General features: G+C 35.9%; 16 protein-coding genes. 11 read left to right on the top strand and 5 right to left on the bottom strand.

What is annotated here, in order from left to right; genetic code table 11:
- The first annotated feature begins 15 nt into the window (after nucleotides 1–15).
- The 5 genes from BC6307_RS08875 (at nucleotide 16) to BC6307_RS08895 (ending at nucleotide 3,412) form a co-directional block, all read left to right on the top strand.
- Nucleotides 16–408, top strand: a complete 393-nt coding sequence (locus tag BC6307_RS08875; RefSeq protein WP_066420143.1) for a GntR family transcriptional regulator — start codon at nucleotides 16–18, stop codon at nucleotides 406–408.
- Between the two features lie 12 nt (nucleotides 409–420).
- A complete protein-coding gene (locus tag BC6307_RS08880) occupies nucleotides 421–1,290 on the top strand; it encodes an ABC transporter ATP-binding protein (protein ID WP_066420144.1) in 870 nt (289 codons plus the stop codon).
- Between the two features lie 142 nt (nucleotides 1,291–1,432).
- Complete coding sequence (gene pepV, locus BC6307_RS08885; RefSeq protein ID WP_066420146.1) at nucleotides 1,433–2,854, top strand: dipeptidase PepV; 1,422 nt, start codon at nucleotides 1,433–1,435, stop codon at nucleotides 2,852–2,854.
- Between the two features lie 6 nt (nucleotides 2,855–2,860).
- Nucleotides 2,861–3,064: a hypothetical protein gene (locus BC6307_RS08890; RefSeq protein ID WP_066420147.1), complete on the top strand. Its 204-nt coding sequence runs from the start codon at nucleotides 2,861–2,863 to the stop codon at nucleotides 3,062–3,064.
- 24 nt (nucleotides 3,065–3,088) lie between these two features.
- A complete protein-coding gene (locus tag BC6307_RS08895; RefSeq protein ID WP_066420150.1) occupies nucleotides 3,089–3,412 on the top strand; it encodes an SCP2 sterol-binding domain-containing protein in 324 nt (107 codons plus the stop codon).
- Nucleotides 3,413–3,456: 44 nt separating this feature from the next.
- Here the strand turns inward: BC6307_RS08895 and BC6307_RS08900 are convergent, their stop codons facing one another.
- Both BC6307_RS08900 and BC6307_RS08905 read right to left on the bottom strand, forming a co-directional pair.
- Entirely contained in the window at nucleotides 3,457–3,774 is a 318-nt protein-coding gene (locus BC6307_RS08900; protein ID WP_084380669.1) for a CHY zinc finger protein, read from the bottom strand.
- 75 nt (nucleotides 3,775–3,849) lie between these two features.
- Entirely contained in the window at nucleotides 3,850–4,383 is a 534-nt protein-coding gene (locus BC6307_RS08905) for a GNAT family protein (protein WP_066420153.1), read from the bottom strand.
- A gap of 734 nt (nucleotides 4,384–5,117) precedes the next feature.
- On the opposite strand from BC6307_RS08905, the gene BC6307_RS08910 reads away from it, so the two are divergent.
- On the top strand, nucleotides 5,118–6,170 hold the full coding sequence (locus tag BC6307_RS08910) for a M42 family metallopeptidase (protein ID WP_066420154.1): 1,053 nt from the start codon (nucleotides 5,118–5,120) through the stop codon (nucleotides 6,168–6,170).
- Between the two features lie 187 nt (nucleotides 6,171–6,357).
- Here BC6307_RS08910 and splB read toward each other — a convergent pair whose 3' ends face one another.
- Both splB and BC6307_RS08920 read right to left on the bottom strand, forming a co-directional pair.
- The gene (gene splB, locus BC6307_RS08915) at nucleotides 6,358–7,386 is read right to left on the bottom strand and encodes a spore photoproduct lyase (RefSeq protein WP_066420156.1); all 1,029 of its coding nucleotides are present in this window, start codon (nucleotides 7,384–7,386) and stop codon (nucleotides 6,358–6,360) included.
- Nucleotides 7,387–7,395: 9 nt separating this feature from the next.
- On the bottom strand, nucleotides 7,396–7,623 hold the full coding sequence (locus BC6307_RS08920) for a transcriptional regulator SplA domain-containing protein (RefSeq protein ID WP_066420161.1): 228 nt from the start codon (nucleotides 7,621–7,623) through the stop codon (nucleotides 7,396–7,398).
- 129 nt (nucleotides 7,624–7,752) lie between these two features.
- Between BC6307_RS08920 and BC6307_RS08925 the strand changes: the two genes are divergently transcribed.
- The 4 genes from BC6307_RS08925 to BC6307_RS08940 all read left to right on the top strand — a co-directional run bounded on the left by BC6307_RS08925 (nucleotide 7,753) and on the right by BC6307_RS08940 (nucleotide 12,780).
- Complete coding sequence (locus BC6307_RS08925) at nucleotides 7,753–8,946, top strand: NAD(P)/FAD-dependent oxidoreductase (RefSeq protein WP_066420163.1); 1,194 nt, start codon at nucleotides 7,753–7,755, stop codon at nucleotides 8,944–8,946.
- A 156-nt stretch (nucleotides 8,947–9,102) separates the two neighbouring features.
- Complete coding sequence (aceB, locus tag BC6307_RS08930; RefSeq protein WP_066420165.1) at nucleotides 9,103–10,692, top strand: malate synthase A; 1,590 nt, start codon at nucleotides 9,103–9,105, stop codon at nucleotides 10,690–10,692.
- A 30-nt stretch (nucleotides 10,693–10,722) separates the two neighbouring features.
- Nucleotides 10,723–12,003 carry an isocitrate lyase gene (aceA, locus tag BC6307_RS08935; RefSeq protein ID WP_094366295.1) on the top strand — a complete coding sequence of 427 codons (1,281 nt, stop codon included), beginning with the start codon at nucleotides 10,723–10,725 and terminating at the stop codon, nucleotides 12,001–12,003.
- 375 nt (nucleotides 12,004–12,378) lie between these two features.
- Nucleotides 12,379–12,780: a hypothetical protein gene (locus BC6307_RS08940; RefSeq protein ID WP_066420168.1), complete on the top strand. Its 402-nt coding sequence runs from the start codon at nucleotides 12,379–12,381 to the stop codon at nucleotides 12,778–12,780.
- A 99-nt stretch (nucleotides 12,781–12,879) separates the two neighbouring features.
- Here BC6307_RS08940 and BC6307_RS08945 read toward each other — a convergent pair whose 3' ends face one another.
- A complete protein-coding gene (locus BC6307_RS08945) occupies nucleotides 12,880–13,326 on the bottom strand; it encodes a GNAT family N-acetyltransferase (RefSeq protein WP_066420170.1) in 447 nt (148 codons plus the stop codon).
- A gap of 145 nt (nucleotides 13,327–13,471) precedes the next feature.
- Between BC6307_RS08945 and BC6307_RS08950 the strand changes: the two genes are divergently transcribed.
- Nucleotides 13,472–14,695 carry an MFS transporter gene (locus tag BC6307_RS08950; RefSeq protein ID WP_066420171.1) on the top strand — a complete coding sequence of 408 codons (1,224 nt, stop codon included), beginning with the start codon at nucleotides 13,472–13,474 and terminating at the stop codon, nucleotides 14,693–14,695.
- The last annotated feature ends 8 nt before the right edge of the window (nucleotides 14,696–14,703 follow it).

Genomic DNA, 14,703 nt, shown 5'->3' on the forward strand with positions numbered 1-14,703 from the left:
AAGGGAGGAGGGTGCATGGTGCTACCGATAAAAGTATCCGAAGAAAGTAGAGAACCAATTTATCATCAAATTGAAACACAAATTCAAGCATTAATTGTTGGTGGTCAGTTACAACCTGGAACCCCACTTCCTTCTATTCGAGTATTGGCGAGTCATTTATCATGTAGTGTCATAACGACAAGGAGAGCTTATCATAATTTAGAAAACAGTGGATTCATTAAAACTGTACAAGGAAAGGGAACGTTCGTGCGAGAAATAGATACAATTCTAAAAGAAGAAGCAAAGAATAAGGTGTTATATGATGCTCTTCAAAAAGCTATTGAGCATGGAATACAGGTTGGTTGTACGAAAGATGAAATAATGACTATTTTTGAAGAAGTAATGAAAAATCATTTTAATAAAAATTAATGGAGGTACAAGATGACTACCTCAGCTCTAGAAATAAAAGGGTTAGAAAAACATTATAAAAAATTTAGTTTAGGTCCGCTTGATCTTCAAGTTGAAAAAGGAACAGTCGTAGCTTTGTTAGGAGGAAATGGATCTGGGAAAAGTACTTTGTTTCGTATCGTAATGAATATTCTTCAAAAGGATAAAGGATCCATTTCATTGCTAGGTAAAAATATGAAAGAAAATGAAGTGGAATCAAAACAGAAAGTTGGTTTTGTTGGTGATTTGTTAGAGCCGTTCGGCCATTTAACGATAAAGGAGTTAGCAAATCACATTTCCTATTGGTATCCAACTTGGGACGCCGACTACTTTCAATATTTATTAAGCCGATATAAAATGGACGGAAATGAAAAATATGGAAAATGTTCAAAAGGTACGAAAAAGAAAGCAGAATTTATTTTTTCTATTTCCCATCACCCCGAAATTTTATTGTTAGACGAACCGACCTCTGGTGTAGATGTTGTGTCGCAACGAAAAATGAAAGAAGACCTCACACTTTTTATGGAAAACGGCGAAAAAAGTATACTTTTATCAACACATATTATGGAGGAAGTAAAACAGCTATGTGATTACATTTATTTGTTAGATGAGGGGAAAATCGTTTATTCATTTGAAAAGGATGATATATACGATAGTTGGGCAAGGATATGGATAACGGAAATCCCAGAAAATTTAAAAGCTCATCCTAATATCGTACATGTAGCTCATGCACCATTACAAATTACTACGAACGATTTTCAACAAGTTCAACAGGAGTTAGAAAGTCATAATGTTACGATATCACATATTCAAAGGCTAACATTAGAAGAAGTAATCGAATATTTCGTTGAGAAGAATAATTAGTGTTACCGCGTATCCAAAACACAATAGGGGTACGCGTTTTTGTAATGATGAAAATTATTAACTAAAAATATTATATTCTACATTCAAAGAATGTTTGTAATCTTCTACTACGACGTGTAATTTAATAGTAGGAGGGGATGTTATGATAAATTGGTATGGCGAAGTATTAAGAAGAGAAGATATGCTAATGCAAGATTTAATAGGCTTATTAAAAATTGATAGTGTTAAAGATGAGACAACAAAATCGATAAACAATCCGATGGGGATAAAAGTAGGAAAAGCACTTGAGTACGTCTTAAATCTATCAGAAAACGCAGGTTTTCACACGAAAAATGTAGATGGGTACGCTGGCTATGCGCAGTACGGCAATAATGAAGAAGAGCAACATATTGGCTTATTGTGTCATGTAGATGTTGTTCCTGCAACCGGGAAGTGGACTACTCCACCATTCGAGCCGACCGTACGGGATGGAAAACTATTTGCACGTGGTGCTATTGATGATAAAGGTCCAACACTAGCGGCCTTTTACGGTTTGAAAATAGTGAAAGAACTAAATTTACCGCTGAAGAATAACGTACGAATTATATTTGGGACAGATGAAGAAAGTGGTATGAGCTGTATGAAGCATTATCGTGAAGTAGAAGCGATGCCTACGATCGGATTTGCTCCAGATGCGGATTTTCCTATAATTCATGCGGAAAAAGGTCAGTTAAATGTAAAAGTCGTACTAAAGGAAAAGGAAGTAAATCCATCTACAGTAGTACTTCTTTCGTTTCAATCTGGAAGTAGACCGAATATGGTACCTGAACGAGCTATAGCCATTGTAGAAGGTGTAGCGAACAACATCCAGCTTCATTATGAAAAGTTTTGTACAACGAACGGTGTAGAAGGTACAATAGAGAAGGATGGGGAACAAATACATATTACGCTCATAGGGAAGTCAGCACACGGTATGGAGCCACATAAAGGGAAAAATGCCGCGACTTTGTTAGCTAGCTTTTTAGAAACGCTTCCATTTGACGAGCAAGCTTCCACATTTTTATCTTTCTTATCCTGTTTGCATGAGGGGTATGATGGGAAAAGCTTAGCCATTTCGTATCATGACGAGATAACAGGACCATTAACCGTTAACCCAGGTGTTATTTCTTATGAAAAGTCAGGAGAAAAGGCTGTTCGCCTCAATATACGCTGTCCAGTATCTCTAGATTTTGAAGTAACGAAAAACAGATTACGAGAAGCAGTGAATACAAAAGGGTTCATGATTGAGGAATTGCGTGAATCACTACCACATCATGTTAGTGCTGATCACCCGATGATACAAACGCTTCAAACTGTGTATGAGGAAGAAATGAACGAAAAGGCAACATTGCTTTCTACTGGGGGGGCAACATACGCGCGATTTATGGAAAAAGGGGTAGCGTTTGGTATGTGCTTTCCTGGAAAAGAAATGACAGCCCATCAAGCAGATGAATATATCGAAATAGAAGATTTGCTAAAAGCAACTGCCATTTATGCACGTGCTATCTATGAGCTTGGAAATTTAGATTTGAAGAAGGGAGTGTAATAATACATGGCGAAAAGATATAAAGTGTTAGTAATTGTCGATACAGTTTTTGTCATCTTTTTGGCAATTGTTGCCTTTTATTATGGAACAGCTGATGCAATCGACTTTAGGTTTTGGTTAACGTTAGTTATTATGGGCTATGCTGCATTTCTATTAAGAAAAAACTATCGTAACTATCAAGAGGCATTAAAAAAAGAAGAAAATAACTAAGGTTAGACAAAGGGGAGAAGAGAAATGTCGGTAAAACAAGCCTTTGAAGACTTGCAGAAAAAAATGAATGAAAATCCAGAAGGAATCCAACGGTTGTCATCTGTATATCAATTTGATCTAACTGACGATGTAACGTATCAAATCGTCTTCAAAGAAGGACAAGTCTTTATATTAGAAGATGTAGAAAGAGAAGCAGATTGTACGCTACAACTTTCTTCTGGGGATGTTCTTAAATTTATCGATGGTAAATTGAACACTACAATGGCTTTCATGACTGGAAAGCTTAAAGTAAAAGGGGATATTACACTAGCACTAAAACTGCAATCCGCAATTGAAAAATATAGGTAAACACGAAAAAGAGCTTAAGTTCCCTTAAGCTCTTTTTATGTTGTTTATTTTTCAAAGTATAAATGGTAGTGAAAGCTACAGCCAGGATTAAAGTTTGCATTACAAAAAGGACAAACAGAACCTGATGACAAATATTGATTAATCGTTAATTGTTGCTTGCATTCTCCGCATAGAATAGCGAGTTCATTAAATTTATCTCGTGGCCAAACAGTGATAGGGTGATCTTCATGCTCTTCGTGGCAACTGTAACACGGATAGTATTTACCACAACAGTAAAACTTAATGGCGATAATATCTTTTTTCGAGTGCCAATGTATACACCTTGTTTTATTATCAACTAAGCTTCCATGTATGTTTGGCATGAAGTGCAGCTCCTTTCGTCTTTAGGCCAACAATTGTTACGAATACCTTAAGTGTAGAAGAAAAAGAGTCTTACATCAAGACTCTTCTGTAAAGGGTCGGCAAATAATTTCGCCACACTTGTTATGTTGATCTATATCAACTTCAAAGTTATGTTTTTCATAAAAATGAACTAATCGATCAACGTGGTCCCAATCTCTTTCGGCGATATCCCCTGTAATGTATTGGATGTTTTGCTCTTTCGCAACTTCTTTCAGGTGCTTCATACAAATGGAGCCGTATCCTTTATTTGTTGGACCTTTTATATCCCCGATAAAGATGGTGTCGTTGTCTTCATATTTTGCATGAATCGAGAAGTCCCATTCTCCTCTAAAAGCAGTGTCACATTCATATAACATGATTTTACAAGAATCTTCATCTTTTTCTTTATAGACAATTACCCAAGAATCTTCTTTCGTTTGATCAATGCCAATTACTTGCCATTTTCTTGCGATTTCTTTCATATTGTCCTGCATACGATACAATTGAAATTCGAGTTCTTCTAAGTCGCGCTTTAATTCTTCTTTATTTCTCGTATCCTCTTCTGCTAAAAATAAGCTTTGGAAGGACATATTTTCCACCTCAATCCCAGTTTATACAAACAGTTTCCTATTTTACTAGATAAATAGATATTATGCAAATTTTTTTAGTTTGTGAGTTGAAAATTGAAGTTAAATTTCACGTAAGATAAATATTATTTTAGGTTTTTTATTCATTGTGCGGATAGAAAGAGATGACTGGAGTGAGATAGTTAGGGGGGATTTAGTACGTAAAAAAAGTAAGCTACTGTTATGTAGCTTACTTTTTTGTAATGCAACGGTGCCTAGTGTATCGACATAGACTTTGTTGCTAATTCATAGTAACTTGCTTCCTCACAAGTATATATCAAATGTTTAATGTAAAATTTCCCATTGCCGCGGTAAAATTCCATGGTAGTTTTTCTTACTTAAACAACGTAAGCCCTACCTCTCATACGTCCTTACGGTTCCTAGACCGTGCCAGATCGATTAAGCTCTGTGAAAACTAGATGGAACGCCAGTGCATCCTTGTGAATCTTTTAGAGATAAAATAGATGTCATAACGTTCTTCCTTTCTATGATAGATCAAGTTACTAACGGCTTTTAGTAATGCTATTTGCATACCAAAACTGAAGCCAAGTATTTATTATACTACATGGAAATTATTTGTCAACTTTTTTCCTGTGTTGGTGTGAAATTATCTGTTCGGGAACAAACTATTATTAATTCTTGTTTTTCTGAAAATATAGTATACTAGTAATACATTTTGAAAATAGGAGTGTACATATATGAGTTTTCCAAATCCGAAAGAAACTTTTCAGTTAATTAAAGAATTAGTATCTATCCCAAGTCCGTCTGGAAACACGGAAAAAGTTATTTCATTCGTAGAAAATTACTTAAAAGAATATAACGTTGAAATGAAACGCAACCGCAAAGGTGGATTAATTGTAACAATTCCAGGTGTTAACGAAGCTGAACATCGTATGTTAACAGCGCATGTTGATACGTTAGGTGCAATGGTGAAAGAAGTAAAGTCAAATGGTCGCTTGAAACTTGCAATGATTGGTGGTTTTCGTTGGAATTCTGTTGAAGGGGAATATTGTGAAATTGAAACTTCCTCAGGAAAAACGTATACAGGTACCATTTTAATGCATCAAACGTCTGTCCATGTATATAAAAATGCTGGCGACGCTCCACGAAACGATGAGAATATCGAAGTTCGTATTGATGCAAAAGTGTCTAATGCGGAAGAAGTGCGTTCACTTGGTATCGAAGTAGGAGATTTTGTATCTTTTGACCCACGGGTACAAATTACAGAAAACGGTTATATTAAATCTCGTCATTTAGATGATAAAGCGAGTGTTGCTATTCTTTTACGTCTCATTAAATTTATCCAAACAGAAGGAGTTACTTTACCATATACAACCCATTTCTTAATTTCTAATAATGAAGAAATTGGATATGGTGGTAATTCTAATATTACACCTGAAACGGTCGAATATTTAGCTGTTGATATGGGGGCGTTAGGAGATGGACAATCTTCAGATGAGTATACGGTTTCTATTTGTGTAAAAGATGCTAGTGGTCCGTATCATTACGGTTTACGTAAACACTTAGTTCAATTGGCACAAGAAAACAACATTGATTACAAGGTAGATATTTATCCTTATTACGGATCGGATGCATCAGCGGCTATCCGCTCTGGACATGACATCGTACATGGCTTGATTGGTCCTGGAATTGAATCCTCTCATGCTTTCGAACGTACGCATGAAACGTCTATCGACAATACAGAAAAATTAATATTACAATACGTACAATCACCGTTAGTAAAATATTAATTAAAAACAGAGGATGGTACAAAAATTAAGTTGACCATGATAAAAATCGGCCTAACGCGGTTTTCCGGAGCGAGTAATTATTCACCCGTCCTATTTTTTGTTGGTTTTTACTTTGATAAAAATAGTTATATCCCAACTTAAAAATAAAACGCAAGCCTGTTATCAAAGCAGACTTGCGTTTACTTATTTAAGTAAAATATTCAATCTTTGCCTGTGGAAAGTAAGACTGAATATACTCCGAAAGTGTATCTTTTAATTCATTCGCTTCATCTTTCGGGTAGATATATTTACCGATTCCATATTTACCCCATTTATACTGTCGTTTCGCTTCATCCAATTCTAATTTAGTCATCGGATAATTTTGTTGGATAACCCGTTTTGCTGGTTTTGTAAAGCGATGTTGAATGAGCTCAAAAGTTAAATTTTCAGTCGCGTGTTTCGGTAATTTTTCATAAAGCTTTTGAAACAGATTTTTATAGCCTTCTTGCCAACCTTCATGTATATAAATTGGTGCAACGATAAATCCGAGTGGATAATCTGCATTTGCCACTTTTTCCGCTGCCTCAATTCGTAAATCGAGCGGAGACGTCCCAGGTTCAAAGTTTTTTATAACGAAATCTGCATTAACACTAAAACGAAAACGTGTTTTTCCTTGATGATCCGCATCTAATAAATGGTCCACGTGATGAAACTTCGTCACGAAGCGTAGTAACCCTTCTTCTTTCTTACCGAAAAATTCAATCGTCTTTTTTAACGTATGTGTTAAATGGTCAATTCCAACAATATCTGACGTACAAGATGCTTCAAAACGAGTAGGTTCAGGTGCGCGTTCGGCCATATATTTTTCGGCCTGCTCAAAAATTTCGTCCACATTTACGTATGTACGAATATAAGGTTTACTCCCCATTGTAGTCTGTAAATAACAGTAATGACAATGTCCCATACAGCCAGTCGCCAATGGAATAGCGTATTCTGCAGAAGGTTTGGAAGTATCGAATTTTAACGTTTTACGAACACCAACTACTAACGTTGATTTCGCATTTCGATATTTTTGAAAATCGTTCTTACCAGGTAAATCACGTATTTGATTGTGGGACGTTGTTTCCCTAATTTCTAAACCCATTGCTTCGAATTTATTTTTTAATTCAACTCCTAATGGATATTCCAACGCTCTAGGTTCCATATAAACGAGTTGAGGAACAAATGGTCTCATAATTTTCTCCCCTTAAAAAGTGTCACCGAAATAATCGTTGTACACTGTTTCTGCTTCTTCTAGCGAAGTGTAATAAGCTAAGTCTTCTGTAATTGGATAAAACGTATTGTAAAGCGCTAGTGCTAATTCTCCACTATGAGGATCTTGTACAATAGTCGCTTCTTCAATCGTTGCCACGTTTTGTGTATGAGGATTGCGATAAAATATATAGATCGAATTTCCTTCATGTAGATTGTTCATACTTTTTCTTCACCTACTTCTAAATAATTCATAATGTTAGTTTTAAATATTTTTATCAATTTATACGATTGATGATTCCTGCAATTATTGGATATTACTATTAGGGAATAAGGGGGCATGTGTGAAGAGATGAATTTACAAACAGGAAAGCTATACTGGCCAACTACAATGGAAAACGAACCAATTTATAAAAGTTTATCAGAAGATATTGAATGTGATAATTGTATTATCGGTGCAGGTAGTTCGGGTGCACAACTTGCATATATGTTAAAAGATAGTGGTGCAAAAGTAGTAGTTGTTGATAAACGAACAGTTGGTGCAGGCAGTACGTCAACAAATACGGCACTAATTCAAATATTAGGAGACAAGACGACAACAGCGTTAGTTAATTCATTTGGAGAAAAAAATACAATACTACATTACCAGCTATGTCAAAAAGCGATTTCAGAAATTGAAAACACATGCCGCCTATTACCGATTGATCCAGAGTATAAGGTGCGTGATAGCCTTTATTTTGCTAGTACGAAAGAGGATTTACATGAGCTGGAAACAGACTATAACATGTTAAAAAAACACGGGTTTCAAGTAGATTGGTTAACAAAGTCACAAATTCGTGAAAGGTATCCATTTGAAAAAGAGGCAGCAATCTATTCCTATAATGATGGTGAAATGAATCCGTTAAAATACGTATATGGATTACTAGAAGCTTGTAAAGAAAGTGGTATTGAAATATATGAACATACCGAAATAGTTGGAAAGCGATTAGAAAAGGAAATGGCCTTTTTATATACAAAAGAAAAATACTGTATTAAAGCAAATTACGTTGTTTTTGCAGGTGGTTACGAAAATTTAGATATGAAAAAGGATAAAAATGCAGTGTTGGAAAGCTCTTACTCCATTGTGACGACGCCAATTACTGATTTATCCAGTTGGTACAAGCAAACATTAATATGGGAAACTGCTCGTCCGTATATTTATCTGAGGACGACGGCAGACAATCGTGTAATAATTGGTGGCTTAGATGAAACAACTTCCAATCCAGAAAAGCGGGATCAAAAAATAATTCATAAACGAGACTTACTGTTGGCCGAATTTCAGAAGTTATTCCCCAACATAGATGTACAAGCAGAGTTTTACCTCGGCGCTTTCTATGGTGGCACACATAATGGATTACCAATGATAAAAATGTATGAACAGTATCCTCGTTGTTTTTTCATTTTTGGTTACGGAGATAATGGTACAGTTTATAACCAAGTGTTGGGTAGAATAGTGAAAAACTTGATTGAAACAGGAAAAGACGAAAATTTATCGTTATATAATTAGGGGGAAACCTTGATATATCAAGGTTTTTTTACTTTTGTCAAAAAAAGTCGAAAGAATTTTCTAAAAAAACTATTTAATTTTGAATCATATGTGTTATATAATACATATGAATTAGTAATGGCTGTTTAATAACAGATTTGAATAGGAGGAGAGAAGTTGAAGGCAGAAACCGTTGGTGTAGAAGTAATTGGTCCAATGAATCGTCATTATGACACTGTACTAACAGAAGGAGCATTGCAATTTATTGAAAAGCTCCACATACAGTTTCAAGCAAAACGGAATCGCTTGCTATTAGAAAGAAAGGAAAGACAAAAACGATTAGATAGTGGGGAAAGGCTGCATTTCTTAACAGAAACAGATTATATTCGGACCGGTGACTGGACAGTAGGTTCTGTTCCGAAAGACTTAGAGGATCGTAGAGTAGAAATAACTGGACCTGTTGACCGCAAAATGATCATTCATGCATTAAACTCTGGTGCAAAAGTTTTTATGGCAGACTTTGAGGATGCGACAGCCCCAACTTGGAGTAATTTGATTGAAGGACAAATAAATTTAAAAGATGCTGTTCATCGTACAATAGATTTCGTGGCTGATAATGGAAAGGAATATAAGCTAAATAACAATATTGCAACGTTACTCGTTCGTCCGCGAGGATGGCATTTAGAGGAAAAACATGTAAGAGTAAACGGTGAAAAAGTGTCAGCAAGTCTTTTCGATTTTGGACTTTATTTTTATCATAACGCAAAAAAATTAATCGAAAATGGAAGTGGGCCATATTTTTATTTGCCAAAACTAGAAAGTCATTTAGAGGCAAGGCTTTGGAACGAAGTGTTCTGTGTTGCACAGAATGAATTAGGGATTGAACGTGGGACCATTAAAGCAACTGTACTTATAGAAACTATTACAGCTGCATTTGAAATGGATGAAATACTGTATGAATTGAAAGAACATGCGGCAGGTTTAAACTGCGGTCGCTGGGACTACATCTTTAGTTTCTTAAAAAAATTCCGTAATAAAGACGGCTTCTTTTTACCAGAACGTGGTTTAGTAACGATGACGGTTCCGTTCATGAGGGCATACACACAATTAGTTGTGCAAACTTGTCACCATCGAAATGCTCATGCAATTGGGGGGATGGCTGCGCAAATCCCGGTAAAGAACGATGAAGAGGCGAACAGTGCTGCTTTTGAAAAAGTTCGCCAAGATAAACTGCGCGAAGTGATGGACGGACATGATGGCACATGGGTTGCTCATCCTGCATTAGTTCCAGTTGCGATGGAAGTTTTTGATGAACATATGACAGGATCTAATCAAATTGAAAAGAAACGTGAAGATTTCACGGTAACAGCAGAAGAACTTCTCCAAGTACCAGTCGGAAAGATTACGGAAGCTGGACTTCGTCAAAACATACATGTAGGCATCGAATATATCGCTTCATGGATTGATGGTAGAGGAGCAGTTCCGATATTTCATTTAATGGAAGATGCAGCAACGGCAGAAATTTCTAGGGCACAACTATGGCAATGGATTCGCCAACCTTTAGCAATATTAGAGGATGGTCGAAATATTGACGAAGCACTAGTGAGACTGTTTGTGGAAGAAGAAAAACAAGCAATCTTAAAGAAAGTTGGCCCGACTCACTTTTCTGAAGGAAAATTAGATCAAGCAGTAGAGTTGTTTTTACAACTAGTAATAGAAGATGAATTTACAGAGTTTTTAACGTTACCTGCATACCGTTTATTATAATTTTAAAAAAAGGGGAGAAACGAAATGACAATGGAGAAAAGAGTAGCAGAATTAGAGGAAACTTGGGAATTACAAGAAAGATGGAATGGTGTAACGAGACCGTATTCGGCGGAAGAAGTATTAAAGTTAAGAGGATCAATTGATATTGAATATACGTTAGCGAAGCGAGGTTCAGAAAAGCTTTGGAAACTATTACAAGAAGAAGATTACGTAAACGCACTAGGAGCATTAACTGGTAATCAAGCAATTCAACAAGTGAAGGCTGGATTAAAAGCAATTTACTTAAGTGGATGGCAAGTTGCTGCAGATGCAAACCTTTCTGGACAAATGTATCCAGATCAAAGTTTATACCCAGCAAACAGTGTACCAAGTGTAGTGAAGCGTATTAACCAAGCGTTACAACGTGCGGACCAAATTCAACATTTAGAAGGAAGTGGCGATGTAGACTATTTTGCACCAATTGTAGCTGATGCTGAAGCAGGCTTTGGTGGACAATTAAATGTTTTTGAGCTAATGAAAGGCATGATTGAAGCAGGTGCTTCTGGTGTTCACTTTGAAGACCAATTATCCTCAGAGAAAAAATGTGGTCATTTAGGTGGAAAAGTATTATTACCAACGCAAACAGCTGTACGAAATTTAATTTCTGCACGTTTAGCTGCCGACGTTATGGGCGTACCGACAGTGTTAATAGCTAGAACAGATGCAGATGCAGCGGATTTAATTACGAGTGATATTGATCCAGTCGATGCGTCGTTTTTAACTGGCGAACGTACGACAGAAGGGTTTTTCCGTACAAAAGCAGGAATTGACCAAGCAATTGCACGCGGGTTAGCGTATGCTCCTTATGCAGATTTAATTTGGTGTGAAACTTCAGAACCGAATTTAGAGCAAGCGGAGAAGTTCGCAAAAGCAATTCATGAAAAATTCCCAGGAAAAATGTTAGCTTACAACTGTTCTCCATCGTTCAACTGGAAAGCGAAATTAGACGATGATACGATTGAAAACTTCCAAAAGAAAATTGCAGAATACGGCTATAAATTCCAATTTGTTACACTTGCTGGCTTCCATGCATTAAATTACAGTATGTTCGAATTAGCAAGAGGCTACAAAGAGCGTGGCATGGGTGCTTACTCCGAATTACAACAAAACGAGTTTGCAAGTGAAAAATATGGTTACACAGCAACACGCCACCAACGTGAAGTTGGAACAGGCTACTTTGATGAAGTAACAAAAGTAGTTACTGGCGGTACAGCTTCGACTCAAGCTTTAAAAGGGTCGACGGAAGAAGAGCAATTTTATAGCGTTAAGTAATGGAGAGAACAGGTGATAAATAACACCAGTTTGGTGATAAATAAATGCCACGCGGTGATAAATAAAACCGTCTTGGTGATAAAAAAATGGCACTCGGTGATAAATAAAACCAGTTTCAAGTATAGTTGTAGCGTAAAAATGCGATGATTACACGAACATGATTAGAACAATTAACCATTATATATAATAGAAGAAACTCGGTCGTGCTCGATCCGAGTTTTTTTCTTGTCTTATGTTTAAAAATTAAACTTCCGATATAGAATATGAAACTATTTAAAAATGTAATCGTATAAGATAACTAACGAGGTTCACCTTGTCTTATGGACTCGCAAATAGTGAGTTTATTTCTTATTATATAAGTAAGGAGATGATAAAATGTGGAAGTTTTTAAATCATAGTAACAATATACATAACCTTACAATGAAAAATCTAGAGATGGGAATGAAAAAAATAGGGCTTAGCGCAAGCTTTGCAGCAGACATAGTTAGTTCTCTCCAAAGCAGGTTTAATAGTCAAGGAGAAGAGGCATTTCAAGAATGGCTAGCTAACCTACATTTCAAGCTCCCGGAAGAATTCCAAGATGAGCAAATAGCAAAACAACTGTACATAAAACATCAATCGATAATTGAATCGGAAGTGAAAAAGTTAGAGGAAGAAACGAAGCTTGGCTGGGAAATACAAACAGAAGATATTGAACATCTACATAATCAAGCTCGAAAAACACAACTAGTTATTAGGCATCGATTAACAGAAGTTGTGATGGATTTAACTGATTAAAGGGGGCAGTCAGATAGAAAAAAGCTCGCATTTGTAGTGAGCTTTTGTTTCTATTATTATAAATTCGTAATACATTGACTACATACTTTGGTAGGCGTGTTACTTTACTATATACTCCATTATTTCTTCTCCGTGGGCGATTATTCCTGTGCTAATAAAACCAATATTTTTATAAAAATTCATTGCTTGCTTGTTATCTGGTACAACCGAGAGTCGTATACGATAGCAAGTAGGGTCTTTTGCAAGGTTTTGAATTATTTCTTGCATTGCCTCTTTTCCATAACCTTTACGCTGATACTTTTCCCCAATCATAAAACGCGGAATCCAGAAACGATCCTCTTCCATTTCGTCGGGAATATTTTCGGTTGCTAAAAGTCCAACAACCTCTTCCTCCACCATAATTGCATATGGAATTAGATGTTCTTCTACATATGCCTCTGCAATTGTGTACATATTAGGTGCGATAAACTGCTCTTGATCTTTTGCCACTTTTAAATTAATACATTGTCGGAAATTAACGCTACTTACTTTTTCTAATCGAATCATTCTGTTACCCCCTTTGTACTTCTATTATAAAGTCAGAAAAAGGAAACTTAAATAAATATTTCGATATCTCTATCATTTCGTATTGCGAAATACTTATGTGAAGATTAAAATAATGAACATATAAGTATAAGGGAGATTAGCTAGGATGAAAAAGAAATACATATTATATACAAAGGCATTATCAGATTTTGGTTCATTTATGGATATCATTATTTTAAACGTACTTGTGTATACGGCGACGGGAAGCGCTGTATGGATGGCTGCTGTAATGGCTGCAAGAACGATAGGAGGAGTAGTAGCAAGCTTATTTTCAGGAATATTGGCAGATCGATATAATAGAAGAAAAATAATGATATATACGGACTTTATCCGTGCAGCAATCATTCTTCTCCTAATACCGTTTCCGGAACCAATCATGGTAGTATCGGTTGCCTTTCTCATCGGATTATTAAACACATGTTTTATGGTAAGCTTTAGTTCTGAAATACCACAAATATTTGGTCAAGATAAAATAGTAGAGACGAATTCACTCGTAGCAAGACTGACATCGATTAGTTTAGTAGTTGGCTTTATCGGGGCGGGGATTATAACGGAGCTATTAGGTACAAATGTGACATTATTGATTGATTCCTTAACATACATCTTTTCAGGATTAGTTTTACTAGCGGTTAAATGGGAAGCAGGTACAAAAACGTCCAAAAAGGTATTAAGCGGTGTAAAAAATAAACTAACTTCCATTTGGTTTGATATGAAAGAAGTATTTGCTTATTTAAAAGTAGCACCATTATTATTAATGGTGAACACGGTATTTTTAATTGGGGCTTTTGCAGGCAGTTCTCATAACCTAGGTATTCCACTATTGGCGGAAAGTATTTCATTCGAAAGACAAACGTTTTATTACGGAATGATTTGGGGAGTATGGGGCATTGGTTCCATTCTCGCAACATATACTTTACCAAAACTAAAAATCATTAGAGATGATAGAATTTACTTTGTTTGTTTTGTAGCTGCAATGTTCATGTCGGTAGGATTTATAACGTTTTTATCTAGTAATATACTATTTATCATTTTTCTTTTTGCATTTATTACCGGCATATTCGATGCGTCCTTTAACACGTTACATGCAAGCATTTTGCAGAAAGCAGATAATTCTATTAGGGGAAGAGTTTTTGGAGTAGGGATGCTCTTAAAATCGCTTGGGTTTGCGGTTGGATTTATTATTGCACCAGCAATTTTAGAGAAGTTCTCAATGGAAGTAATGGTGTGGATCATGCATGGATCGTTCATAACGGTAACACTCATAATTTTTATTATGGCGCTATTATTTTCGCATAAACAAAAGTTAAAAGCAGCGGTGAATGTATCTTAATATACAGG

Origin of the sequence: Sutcliffiella cohnii (assembly GCF_002250055.1) — a bacterium.
Taxonomy (GTDB): domain Bacteria; phylum Bacillota; class Bacilli; order Bacillales; family Bacillaceae_I; genus Sutcliffiella; species Sutcliffiella cohnii.

What these genes read in the sequence shown, in the direction of transcription:
- BC6307_RS08875 (WP_066420143.1), top strand. Translation starts at nt 16, where the DNA reads ATGGTGCTACCGATAAAAGTATCCGAAGAAAGTAGAGAACCAATTTAT.
- BC6307_RS08895 (WP_066420150.1), top strand. Translation starts at nt 3,089, where the DNA reads ATGTCGGTAAAACAAGCCTTTGAAGACTTGCAGAAAAAAATGAATGAA.
- BC6307_RS08890 (WP_066420147.1), top strand. Translation starts at nt 2,861, where the DNA reads ATGGCGAAAAGATATAAAGTGTTAGTAATTGTCGATACAGTTTTTGTC.
- BC6307_RS08900 (WP_084380669.1), bottom strand. Translation starts at nt 3,774, where the DNA reads ATGCCAAACATACATGGAAGCTTAGTTGATAATAAAACAAGGTGTATA.
- BC6307_RS08950 (WP_066420171.1), top strand. Translation starts at nt 13,472, where the DNA reads ATGAAAAAGAAATACATATTATATACAAAGGCATTATCAGATTTTGGT.
- BC6307_RS08905 (WP_066420153.1), bottom strand. Translation starts at nt 4,383, where the DNA reads ATGTCCTTCCAAAGCTTATTTTTAGCAGAAGAGGATACGAGAAATAAA.
- BC6307_RS08945 (WP_066420170.1), bottom strand. Translation starts at nt 13,326, where the DNA reads ATGATTCGATTAGAAAAAGTAAGTAGCGTTAATTTCCGACAATGTATT.
- BC6307_RS08910 (WP_066420154.1), top strand. Translation starts at nt 5,118, where the DNA reads ATGAGTTTTCCAAATCCGAAAGAAACTTTTCAGTTAATTAAAGAATTA.
- BC6307_RS08925 (WP_066420163.1), top strand. Translation starts at nt 7,753, where the DNA reads ATGAATTTACAAACAGGAAAGCTATACTGGCCAACTACAATGGAAAAC.
- BC6307_RS08920 (WP_066420161.1), bottom strand. Translation starts at nt 7,623, where the DNA reads ATGAACAATCTACATGAAGGAAATTCGATCTATATATTTTATCGCAAT.
- aceA (WP_094366295.1), top strand. Translation starts at nt 10,723, where the DNA reads ATGGAGAAAAGAGTAGCAGAATTAGAGGAAACTTGGGAATTACAAGAA.
- BC6307_RS08880 (WP_066420144.1), top strand. Translation starts at nt 421, where the DNA reads ATGACTACCTCAGCTCTAGAAATAAAAGGGTTAGAAAAACATTATAAA.
- BC6307_RS08940 (WP_066420168.1), top strand. Translation starts at nt 12,379, where the DNA reads ATGTGGAAGTTTTTAAATCATAGTAACAATATACATAACCTTACAATG.
- pepV (WP_066420146.1), top strand. Translation starts at nt 1,433, where the DNA reads ATGATAAATTGGTATGGCGAAGTATTAAGAAGAGAAGATATGCTAATG.